Annotated in this window: 9 protein-coding genes; 8 read left to right on the plus strand and 1 reads right to left on the minus strand. The window is 71.0% G+C overall.

The window, feature by feature from the left end; genetic code table 11:
• The first annotated feature begins 241 nt into the window (after positions 1-241).
• The 7 genes from ADL25_RS29065 to ADL25_RS29090 all read left to right on the plus strand — a co-directional run bounded on the left by ADL25_RS29065 (position 242) and on the right by ADL25_RS29090 (position 7,943).
• Positions 242-1,606 (plus strand): phosphomannomutase/phosphoglucomutase, encoded by a 1,365-nt coding sequence (locus ADL25_RS29065; RefSeq protein ID WP_059130799.1) that lies wholly within the window; start codon positions 242-244, stop codon positions 1,604-1,606.
• A gap of 122 nt (positions 1,607-1,728) precedes the next feature.
• Entirely contained in the window at positions 1,729-1,899 is a 171-nt protein-coding gene (locus ADL25_RS46600; RefSeq protein WP_079050632.1) for a Trm112 family protein, read from the plus strand.
• A gap of 27 nt (positions 1,900-1,926) precedes the next feature.
• The gene (locus tag ADL25_RS29070) at positions 1,927-3,054 is read left to right on the plus strand and encodes an SIS domain-containing protein (RefSeq protein ID WP_059130800.1); all 1,128 of its coding nucleotides are present in this window, start codon (positions 1,927-1,929) and stop codon (positions 3,052-3,054) included.
• Positions 3,055-3,116: 62 nt separating this feature from the next.
• Positions 3,117-4,268, plus strand: a complete 1,152-nt coding sequence (manA, locus tag ADL25_RS29075) for a mannose-6-phosphate isomerase, class I (RefSeq protein WP_059130801.1) — start codon at positions 3,117-3,119, stop codon at positions 4,266-4,268.
• Positions 4,269-4,425: 157 nt separating this feature from the next.
• Entirely contained in the window at positions 4,426-5,403 is a 978-nt protein-coding gene (locus ADL25_RS29080; protein WP_059130802.1) for a cation diffusion facilitator family transporter, read from the plus strand.
• A 270-nt stretch (positions 5,404-5,673) separates the two neighbouring features.
• Complete coding sequence (ahcY, locus tag ADL25_RS29085) at positions 5,674-7,131, plus strand: adenosylhomocysteinase (protein ID WP_059130803.1); 1,458 nt, start codon at positions 5,674-5,676, stop codon at positions 7,129-7,131.
• A gap of 197 nt (positions 7,132-7,328) precedes the next feature.
• Complete coding sequence (locus ADL25_RS29090; RefSeq protein WP_059130804.1) at positions 7,329-7,943, plus strand: hypothetical protein; 615 nt, start codon at positions 7,329-7,331, stop codon at positions 7,941-7,943.
• 132 nt (positions 7,944-8,075) lie between these two features.
• Here the strand turns inward: ADL25_RS29090 and ADL25_RS29095 are convergent, their stop codons facing one another.
• Positions 8,076-9,131, minus strand: coding sequence for an RDD family protein (locus ADL25_RS29095; protein WP_059130805.1), 1,056 nt, complete (start codon positions 9,129-9,131; stop codon positions 8,076-8,078).
• A gap of 119 nt (positions 9,132-9,250) precedes the next feature.
• On the opposite strand from ADL25_RS29095, the gene ADL25_RS29100 reads away from it, so the two are divergent.
• On the plus strand, positions 9,251-10,258 hold the full coding sequence (locus ADL25_RS29100; protein WP_059130806.1) for a stage II sporulation protein M: 1,008 nt from the start codon (positions 9,251-9,253) through the stop codon (positions 10,256-10,258).
• The last annotated feature ends 342 nt before the right edge of the window (positions 10,259-10,600 follow it).

The following is a 10,600-nucleotide window of genomic DNA, read 5'->3' on the forward strand; positions in this document are numbered from 1 at the left end:
CCCGGAGTTCCGTCTCCTGAGACAGTTCCCCGTGCGCGGTGCCGACCGCGGCGTTCCCCCGTCCCCGCCTGCCCGGAGATTCCGTGTCCCCCGGGTTCCGGTGCCGATGCGCCCGGGTGTCGGATGAGCCTTGGTGTGAACTCCGTGGGAACTGTTCGCCAGGGAGACGGGACCGCTTCGCCCGGCCCCGGTCCCAGCGGGTAGTTTGGGGGCCATTGTTCAGACCTCAGGAGGGTTGGCCGTGGCTGCTGATCTGTCGCAGATCGTGAAGGCGTACGACGTACGCGGTGTCGTTCCGGACCAGTGGGACGAGTCGCTCGCCGAGCTCTTCGGGGCCGCCTTCGCACAGGTGACCGGTGCGGGAGCCATCGTGGTCGGTCATGACATGCGCCCCTCGTCCCCGGGGCTGTCGCGGGCCTTCGCGCGCGGTGCGGCCGCACGCGGCGTGGACGTGACCGAGATCGGGCTGTGCTCGACGGACCAGCTGTACTACGCGTCGGGGGCGTTCGGGCTGCCGGGCGCGATGTTCACCGCCTCGCACAACCCGGCGAAGTACAACGGCATCAAGATGTGCCGCGCCGGCGCCGCCCCGGTCGGCCAGGACACGGGCCTGACCGAAATCCGCGAACTGGTCGAGCAGTGGCTGGACTCGGGCGCGCCGGAGCCCGCGCAGACGCCGGGGGCGATCACACATCGCGAGACCCTGGACGACTACGCGGCGTACCTGCGCTCCCTCGTCGACCTGACGTCCATCCGCACCCTGAAGGTCGTCGTGGACGCGGGCAACGGCATGGGCGGGCACACCGTCCCCACCGTCTTCGCCGGGCTGCCGATCGACCTGGTCCCCATGTACTTCGAGCTGGACGGCACGTTCCCCAACCACGAGGCCAATCCGCTGGACCCGGCGAACATCGTCGACCTGCAGAAGCGGGTGCGCGAGGAGGGTGCCGACATCGGCATCGCCTTCGACGGCGACGCCGACCGCTGCTTCGTCGTGGACGGACAGGGCGACCCGGTCTCACCGTCCGCGATCACGGCTCTGGTCGCCGCGCGGGAGCTCGGCAAGAACGGCGGCAAGGGCACGGTCATCCACAACCTGATCACGTCGTGGTCGGTGCCCGAGGTCGTGCGGGAGCACGGCGGGACGCCGGTCCGCACACGCGTGGGCCACTCCTTCATCAAGGCGGAGATGGCGCGCACGGGCGCGATCTTCGGCGGTGAGCACTCGGCGCACTACTACTTCAAGGAGTTCTGGAACGCGGACACGGGCATGCTGGCCGCCCTGCACGTGCTCGCGGCTCTGGGGGGCCAGGACCAGCCGCTGTCGCGGCTGGTCGCCGAGTACGACCGCTATGTGGGCTCCGGGGAGATCAACTCCACGGTCGACGACCAGAAGGCCCGCCTCGCGGCGGTCAAGGCGGCCTACCAGGGTGTCGAGGGCCTGGAGCTGGACGAGCTGGACGGACTGACCGTCTCCGCCGCCGACTGGTGGTTCAACGTCCGCCCCTCCAACACCGAACCGCTGCTCCGCCTGAACGCGGAGGCGAAGGACGAGGCGGCCATGGCGAAGATCCGGGACGAGGTACTGGCGATCATCCGGGGCTGACGTCCCTCGCCACCGGCCTCCCTCCCGCGCGGAAGGGAGGCCGGACCTGCCCAACCACCGCATGCAGGGCCCCGCAGCGGTACTCTGACCAGGCACAGCGCCTCCGTCCGAAGGGACCTTTCATGCCGCTCGAAGCCGGCCTCCTGGAGATCCTCGCCTGCCCGGCGTGCCACGCCCCCCTCAAGGAGGAGGAGAGCGAGCTGGTCTGCACCTCCCAGGACTGCGGCCTCGCCTACCCGGTGCGGGACGGCATTCCGGTCCTGCTCGTCGACGAGGCCCGCCGCCCCGCGTAACGGCCCGCCGATCGGAGGCTGTCGCCCATGCTGGACGAAACGCTGCTCGACGACCCCGAGGCGCTGGCGCGTGCCGACCGGCGCGCACTGTTGCGCGGCGCCGCCGAGGCCGGAGCGCGCGTGCGTACCGCCGTACGGCACGCCGTGGAGGCGGGGGTCAACGACCTGAAGCCCGACGGCCGTCCCCGCGCCCTGCTCATCGCCGGTCCGGGCACCGCCTCCGTGGGCGTCGCCGAACTGCTCGGCACCCTCGCGGGCGCCGCCTGCCCGGTCACCCGGATCCACCCCACGGGCGTCGCCCCGGCGGCCGGGGCGCTGCGCTGGGACCTCCCCGGCTGGGCGGGCCCCGTGGACCTGCTGCTGATCGCCACGCCCGACGGCACCGAACCGGGCCTGTCGATCCTCGTCGAACAGGCCTACCGCCGTGGCTGCACGGTCGTCGCCGTCGCCCCCGACCGCTCGCCGATCACGGACGCGGTGGGCGGCGCCCATGGCCTGTTCGTCCCGATGGCGACCGCCCCGTACGAGCAGGACCAGCCCCTCACCGCGTCCGCGCCGGGTGTGCTGTGGGCCCTGCTCACGCCGCTGCTCGCCCTCCTCGACCGCACCGGGCTGCTGTCCGCTCCGGCCGACGCCCTGGGGAAGGTGGCCGACCGCCTCGACCAGGTCGCCGAGCGCTGCGGCCCGGCCATCGCCACCTACAGCAACCCCGCGAAGAACCTCGCCGCCGAGCTGGCCGAGTCCCTCCCCGTGATCTGGACGGAGGGCGTCTCCGCCGCACCGGCCGGCCAGCGGTTCGCCGCCGCGCTTGCGGAGCTCGCCGGCCGCCCCGCGCTCACCGCACAACTGCCGGAGGCGCTCGGCTCGCACAGCGTCCTGCTCTCCGGCGCACTCGCGGCCGGCGCCGACCCCGACGACTTCTTCCGCGACCGCGTCGAGGAGGCCCAGGCCCTGCACGCTCGCGTGGTGCTCCTGCGCGACCGCCCGATCGGCGGCCTGAGCGCGGCCCCCGCCGCACGCGAACTGGCCCTCAGCCACGACACGGCGATCAGCGAGCTCGAACTCGAGGACGGCAGCGAGCTGGAGACCCTCGCCGAGCTGATCGCCATCACAGATTTCGCCGCCGTTTACGTGGCGCTCGCCTCAGGGGCCTGACCTTGGCTCACGCCCGCTGGGCCAGCGCCGCCGAACAGTGCACGTACGGAGAAAAGACACCCATGGATCGCCTCGAGAACACCGTCCGCCCCTACGCCTGGGGCTCGACCACCGCCATCCCCCGGCTCCTGGGCGAGGAGCCGACCGGTGAACCGCAGGCGGAGATGTGGATGGGCGCCCACCCGGGCGCGCCCTCGCGTACCTCGCGCGGCCCCCTGAACGAGGTGATCGACAAGGCTCCGGAGGAGGAGCTGGGCATCAGGACCGTCGCCCGGTTCGGTCCCCGGCTGCCCTTCCTGCTGAAGATCCTCGCCGCGGGCGCACCGCTCTCCCTCCAGGTGCACCCCGACCTGGAGCAGGCGAAGGAGGGCTACGCCGATGAGGAGCGCCGCGGCATCCCGGTCGACGCCCCCCACCGCAACTACAAGGACGCCAACCACAAGCCCGAGCTGATCTGCGCGCTCACCGAGTTCGACGGGCTGTGCGGCTTCCGCGCGCCCGCCGAGGCCGCCGAACTGCTCGCGGGCCTCGGCGTGGACTCCCTCAAGCCCTATGTGGACCTGCTGCACGCGCACCCCGAGGAGGACGCCCTGCGGGAGGTCCTCACCGCCGTCCTGAGCGCCGACCCGGAGGCCATGGCCCACACGGTCGGCGAGGCCGCGACCGCGTGCGCCCGTCTCGGCGGTGCCTACGCCCCCTACGCCGACATCGCCCACCACTACCCCGGCGACCCGGGCGTGATCGCGGCCATGCTGCTCAACCATGTGCAGCTCCAGCCCGGCGAGGCCCTGTACCTCGGCGCCGGCGTCCCGCACGCCTACCTCAACGGCCTCGGTGTCGAGATCATGGCCAACTCCGACAACGTCCTGCGCTGCGGACTGACCCCCAAGCACGTCGACGTCCCCGAGTTGCTGCGCATCGTCCGTTTCGAGGCGAGCGACCCGGGCGTTCTGCGCCCGGAGGCGTCCGCCGACGGCGAGGAGGTCTACGAGACCCCCATCGACGAGTTCCGCCTGTCCCGGTACGTGCTGGCGGAGGGCGCCGCTCCGCGCGAGCTGACCCGTGCGACCCCGCAGATCCTGCTGTGCACCGCGGGTACCGTTCGAGCCGGGGAACTCCTGCTCGCCCCGGGCCAGTCGGTCTTCGTGCCCGCCGGCGAAACGGCCGAGGTGTCCGGCGCCGGCACGGTCTTCCGGGCCACGGTCGTCGCCTGACCCGGGCGGTACGCCGTCGTCACGCCGGTCCGGCGCGGTGCCGCCGGACCCGGCTGCAACAATGGCCCACCGGCAAAGGACGGGCAAAGCCCAGGGCGGTGTACGCAAGGATGCGTGGGTCCGGGGCGGGACGGCTACGAAGGGACAACGCGAACATATGAGCGCGTCAGGCGGCACCAGGGCGATCGTGGCGGCACTCGGCGCCAACCTCGCGATCGCGGCATCGAAGTTCGTGGCGTTCGCCTTCAGTGGCTCATCGTCGATGCTCGCCGAGGGCGTCCACTCGCTCGCCGACTCCGGAAACCAGTTCCTGCTGCTGATCGGCGGCAAGCGGGCCCAGCGCGAGGCCACGCCGCAGCACCCCTTCGGCTACGGACGCGAGCGCTACATCTACGCCTTCCTCGTCTCGATCGTCCTGTTCACGGTCGGTGGCATGTTCGCCATCTACGAGGGCATCGAGAAGATCAGCCACCCGCACGAGGTCGAGCACTGGTACTGGCCGGTGGGCGTGCTCGCCTTCGCGATCATCGCCGAGGGATTCTCCTTCCGTACCGCCATAAAGGAATCCAACGAACTGCGCGGCAAGCTGTCGTGGGCGCAGTTCATCCGCCGGGCCAAGGCACCCGAGCTGCCGGTCGTCCTCCTGGAGGACTTCGGTGCGCTGATCGGTCTCGTACTCGCCCTCGGCGGTGTCGGTATCTCGCTGCTCACCGGCGACGGCATCTGGGACGGCATCGGCACCGTCTGCATCGGTGCGCTGCTGGTGCTGATCGCCCTCGTGCTCGCCGCCGAGACCAAGTCGCTGCTCCTGGGCGAGGCCGCGGGCGCCGAGGTGGTCAAGGAGATCGAGGCCGCGATCGTCGACGGCGACACGGTCCCCCGCATCATCCACATGCGCACGCTCCACCTCGGCCCCGAGGAACTGCTGGTGGCCGCCAAGATCGACGTCAAGCACGACGACACGGCGGCGGAGGTCGCCTCGGCGATCAACGCCGCCGAGGCCCGCATCCGCGCGGCCGTCCCGATCGCCCGCGTCATCTACCTGGAACCCGACATCTTCAGCGAGGCGGAGGCGGCCAAGGGCGCGGATCCCGAGGCGACGCCCGGCGGACCGGGCCAGGTCGCCGGTCACTGAGTCGGCCGCCGCGGCGGCACGGGATCCGGACGTCTTTGGAGGCGGACTGGGGAGCCCGGGGCCGCCCGGTGTAGCTTGGAAGCCGAGCCAGACGTCGCTGCTGATGGCGGTCGGGCGGTCCCTCCGGGGACCGGCCGAGGGAGAGAGGGCCTCCGACGGACTGCGCTGCGCGCACGCGGGCATGCCTGTGTCCTCTTCGGGCACCCCTGTGTCCGCCGCCGCGCAGACCAGCCGTACCCACCTCGCCCCAACCCCGAGGAGCAGCTCGTAATGACGACTGTCGACAACCGACAGGACTTCAAGGTCGCCGACCTCTCCCTGGCCGAGTTCGGCCGCAAGGAGATCAACCTCGCCGAGCACGAGATGCCCGGCCTGATGGCGATCCGCAAGGAGTACGCCGAGACGCAGCCGCTGGCCGGTGCGCGCGTCACCGGCTCCCTGCACATGACCGTCCAGACCGCCGTGCTCATCGAGACGCTGGTGGCCCTGGGCGCGGAGGTCCGCTGGGCCTCCTGCAACATCTTCTCCACCCAGGACCACGCGGCCGCCGCCATCGCCGTCGGCCCGAACGGCACCGCCGACAACCCCCAGGGCATTCCTGTCTTCGCCTGGAAGGGCGAGACGCTGGAGGAGTACTGGTGGTGCACCGAGCAGGCGCTGACCTGGCCGGACAGCCCCACCGGCGGCCCGAACATGATCCTCGACGACGGCGGTGACGCCACCCTCCTCGTCCACAAGGGCGTCGAGTACGAGAAGGACGGCAAGGTCCCGGCGATCGACACCGCCGAGTCCGACGAGCACCGCGTCATCCTTCAGCTGCTCCACCGCACCCTGGGCGAGGACCCCCAGAAGTGGACCCAGCTGGCGTCGGAGATCCGCGGCGTCACCGAGGAGACCACGACCGGCGTCCACCGCCTGTACGAGATGCAGCGCGACGGCGTCCTCCTGTTCCCGGCGATCAACGTCAACGACGCCGTCACCAAGTCGAAGTTCGACAACAAGTACGGCTGCCGCCACTCCCTGATCGACGGCATCAACCGCGCCACCGACGTCCTCATCGGCGGCAAGACCGCCGTGGTCTGCGGCTACGGCGACGTGGGCAAGGGCTGCGCCGAGTCCCTGCGCGGACAGGGCGCCCGTGTGATCGTCACCGAGATCGACCCGATCTGCGCGCTGCAGGCGGCCATGGACGGCTACCAGGTCACGACCCTCGACGAGGTCATCGACAAGGCCGACATCTTCGTGACCACGACCGGCAACAAGGACATCATCATGGCCGCGGACATGGCCAAGATGAAGCACCAGGCGATCGTGGGCAACATCGGCCACTTCGACAACGAGATCGACATGGCCGGTCTCGCCAAGGTCCCCGGCATCGTCAAGGACGAGGTCAAGCCGCAGGTGCACACCTGGACCTTCCCCGACGGCAAGAAGATCATCGTCCTGTCCGAGGGCCGCCTGCTGAACCTGGGCAACGCCACCGGTCACCCGTCGTTCGTGATGTCCAACTCCTTCGCGGACCAGACGCTGGCCCAGATCGAGCTGTTCACCAAGCCCGACGCCTACCCCACCGGTGTGTACACGCTGCCCAAGCACCTCGACGAGAAGGTCGCCCGGCTCCACCTGGACGCGCTCGGCGTGAAGCTCACCAAGCTCCGCCCCGAGCAGGCGGCGTACATCGGCGTCGACGTCGAAGGCCCCTTCAAGTCGGACCACTACCGCTACTGATCACGTACGCCGCCGGCGGGCAGGCACCCACCGACCGACGGTGTGCGCGCACCAGCGGCGAGCGACGAGGTGAGCACGTCCGTGCTCCACCAGCAGCAGGTCCCCAGGCAGGCCCCCGCACCCCCGTGCCGGGGGCCTGCCCCTTTGGTCCGACCAGGCAGACTGGCCGGACCAGTCCGTCACGACCCAGGACGTCCATGCCCCGCGGCCGATATTCGCTTCACGACCCGCACGACCACACTCTCCTCGCCGAGGAACACTTCCACTGCGCGCCCGGCCCGTCCGGGTGGCGCTACGTCTCCCAGCTGACGTCCCCCTCCGGCGACCACGTCGGCTCCGTCGACCTCGCCCTCGACGAACTCGGCCGCCCCATCCGCCTCGAACTGCATGCCGCGAGCTGGCAGGTACGTGGCGCCGCTCTCGACGGCGTGACCTGGGTCCGCACCGACCCCACCGGCACCCAGGCAACCGAAGGGAATGTCAGCGCCCACGCCTTCACCGGCACGTCTCCGGCCTTCCTCGTCGCCACCGCCCGACTGCTGCGCCTCACCCCCTCGTCCTCCGCGACGCGCGTACGCCTCGTCGCCTTCACGGATCCGGTCCTCGCCCCCCGCACCGTGGACCAGTCCTGGGCTCTGGTCGCAAGAGAAGCACACGCCACTGACAACGCCCCGCTGATCGTGGATGAATACCAGGTCACAGCCCTGGACACGGGGGAGCGGCACACCGTCCACATCTCCGGCGACGTGGTGCTCGCGGCGCCCGGCATCGAGCTGGAGCACCTCGAGTCGCCGCCGTCCGAGTCCATGTGACGCGAAGGGCGCTGCGGCCGTCGTGAGGACGGGCGAGGCGGGCCCGGGCACGCCGAGAGGGCCGGGGCGGGGCATGCGGACCCCCGACCCCGGAGACCGGTCCCGACAACCGTCCGGCGGCCGGCCCGCCGGCTACGCGGGGGGCGCGAACCCCGTGCCGCGGTGCTCCGACGGCTCGGCACGCACCACCGAGGGCTCCCCGTCCCGCGGGGTGCCGGGAGCCGAGGGCACGGGCCCGGGGTGGGGGTACGGCTGCGCTTGTCCCGGTGCCCCGAGCCGGTCGTCGCCGGTGGTCGTGTCCGGCGCGGACCAAGAGCTCCCCGCGGCTGCGGATGCCGGCCAGGTCGCGCCTCCGGACGAAGGAGCGGGGGTGGACCACTGCTGCGGTGCCTGATACCCGCCGCCGACGACCGGGGCCGACGGATCCCCGCCCGCTGCCGGACCTCCGAACGCGCGGCGCGCCTCCCGGGCCTGCCGCTCCTGCATGACCGCCGCCAGATAGGCCGCCGCGGGAATCCCGTGCGGCGCAGGCGTCCCCGTGTACGCGGTGAGGTCCGAGGCGAGACGCTCCGCCATCGACCAGCCCACCTGCGGATCCAGCTGCTGCATCCGCGTCAGGTACTGCCTGATCGCCAGCCACAGCCCGTCCGGCACCGCCGAGAGGTCCAGCTGGGAGAACCGTCCGGCCAACCACGGCGGCGGCGGGGGCACGAGGCCTGCGCGCCCCGCCGGCACCCTCTCCCGCACCACCAGCGTGCCCGCGAACACGTCACCGAGGCGCCGGCCCCGCGCGGAGACGAGCGAGGCGATGCAGGCGATGACCCCGAAGGTCATCAGGATCTCGATCACACCGACCGCACCCCGGACCAACGCGTGCCGGAACCTGATCGGCCCCCCGTCGTCCCGCACCACCCGCAGTCCGCATGCCAGCTTGCCGAGCGAACGACCGTGGCTGAGCGTCTCCACCGCGATCGGACCGCCCACGAGCAGGAGGACGAAGGTCGCGATCGACAGCGCGGTCTGTGCGGCGTCGTCCAGACCCGATGTGGCCGTGACCAGCCCGATCGTCACGAGGATGTAGACGGTCATCGCCACCGCCAGGTCGAGCAGCACCGCCAGCACCCGGCTCGGCAACTTCGCAGGGCGCAGTTCCAGCGCCACCGCCTCGCCCGTCACTAGCTCACTCACGCTCGTCGTCCTTCCCCTGGCCTGCCCCGAGGTACGCCAGTCTGCCAAGCTGAGGGCGCATCGCGCCGCAGTACGACAAGCTGACACACAGTTCGAGAGGACGAGGAGCAGCCCATCCCATGGACCTCGACGTGTTCGTGTCCACCCACCGCGCCGAGTGGGACCGTCTCGACACCCTGCTCCGACGGCGGCGCCGGCTGAACGGAGCCGAGGCGGACGAACTCGTCGTCCTCTACCAGCGCACCGCCACCCATCTCTCCGTGATCCAGTCCAGCGCACCGGACCCCCAGCTCACGGGCCGGCTCAGCCAGCTGGTGGCCCGTGCACGCAGTGCCGTCACCGGCACACGCCGAGCCTCGTGGCGCGATGTCACGCGGTTCCTCGCCCACGGTTTTCCCGCCGCGGTCTACCGTTCGCGGCACTGGTGGATACCCACGGCACTGATCTCCACGGCGGTGGCGGCGCTCCTCGGCTGGTGGATAGGCACCCACCCCGAGGTCCAGGCCGCGATCGGGGCGCCCGCCAACCTGCGCACCTTGACGCGCCCCGGTGGCGAGTACGAGACGTACTACTCCAGCCATCCCGCGGCCTCCTTCGCGGCGCAGGTCTGGACGAACAACGCCCAGGCCACGGCGCTGTGCCTGGTCCTCGGGATCTTCCTGGGGCTCCCGGTCCTCTACATCCTCCTCGAGAACATGCTGAACCTGGGGGTGGGCATCGGCCTGATGTCCTCCGCGGGCCGACTGGACACCTTCCTCGGGCTCGTCCTTCCCCACGGCCTTCTGGAACTGACGGCGGTCTTCGTGGCCGCCGGCACGGGCCTGCGCCTCGGCTGGACTTTGATCGACCCCGGACCCCGCTCCCGGCGCACCGCACTCGCCGAGGAAGGCCGGGCGGCCCTGGGCATGGCGATCGGCCTGGCGCTGGTCCTGTTCGTCTCGGGAGCCATCGAAGGCTTCGTGACACCGTCCGGCCTTCCGACCTGGGCCCGCATCGGCATCGGCATCGTCGCCGAGCTGGCCTTCCTCACGTACGTCTTCGTCCTCGGCGGCCGGGCGGCACGGGCCGGGGACACCGGCGACCTGGCGGCGGCCGAACGCAGCGCGACGGTGCCGACGGCGGTGTGACCCGATCAGCCGGGCGACCGGCCCCGCCGGATGTGCGTCTCCCCGCGTTGGCCTGCTAGTCTCCTCTTCGCCCCACGAGAGCTGTTGACACAGCCCGAGTGGGGAGGTAGATTCGAACAGTTGCCTAGAGGTGGCGTGGTCCACCCGGCGACGGTAAGCGTCTAGCTGCTTCCGGGACATTGATCCCTGGAAGCCAATCCCGATGATTCAGGAAAAGGTCGCCGGTCAATAGGCTCCGAAAACTCTGATAAAGTCGGATCCGCCGGAAAGGGAAACGCGAGAGCGTAAACCTGGAAAGCGCCGAGGAAATCGGATCGTGAAATGGTCTGATAGAGTCGGAAA

The sequence above is a fragment of the Streptomyces sp. NRRL F-5122 genome, from assembly GCF_001507435.1.
In the GTDB taxonomy this organism is placed as follows: Bacteria; Actinomycetota; Actinomycetes; order Streptomycetales; family Streptomycetaceae; genus Streptomyces; species Streptomyces lannensis.

Excerpts from the sequence above, each read along its gene's own strand:
- ADL25_RS46600 (WP_079050632.1), top strand. The coding sequence starts at position 1,729 with ATGCCGCTCGAAGCCGGCCTCCTGGAGATCCTCGCCTGCCCGGCGTGC.
- ADL25_RS29070 (WP_059130800.1), top strand. The coding sequence starts at position 1,927 with ATGCTGGACGAAACGCTGCTCGACGACCCCGAGGCGCTGGCGCGTGCC.
- manA (WP_059130801.1), top strand. The coding sequence starts at position 3,117 with ATGGATCGCCTCGAGAACACCGTCCGCCCCTACGCCTGGGGCTCGACC.
- ADL25_RS29080 (WP_059130802.1), top strand. The coding sequence starts at position 4,426 with ATGAGCGCGTCAGGCGGCACCAGGGCGATCGTGGCGGCACTCGGCGCC.
- ahcY (WP_059130803.1), top strand. The coding sequence starts at position 5,674 with ATGACGACTGTCGACAACCGACAGGACTTCAAGGTCGCCGACCTCTCC.
- ADL25_RS29090 (WP_059130804.1), top strand. The coding sequence starts at position 7,329 with ATGCCCCGCGGCCGATATTCGCTTCACGACCCGCACGACCACACTCTC.
- ADL25_RS29100 (WP_059130806.1), top strand. The coding sequence starts at position 9,251 with ATGGACCTCGACGTGTTCGTGTCCACCCACCGCGCCGAGTGGGACCGT.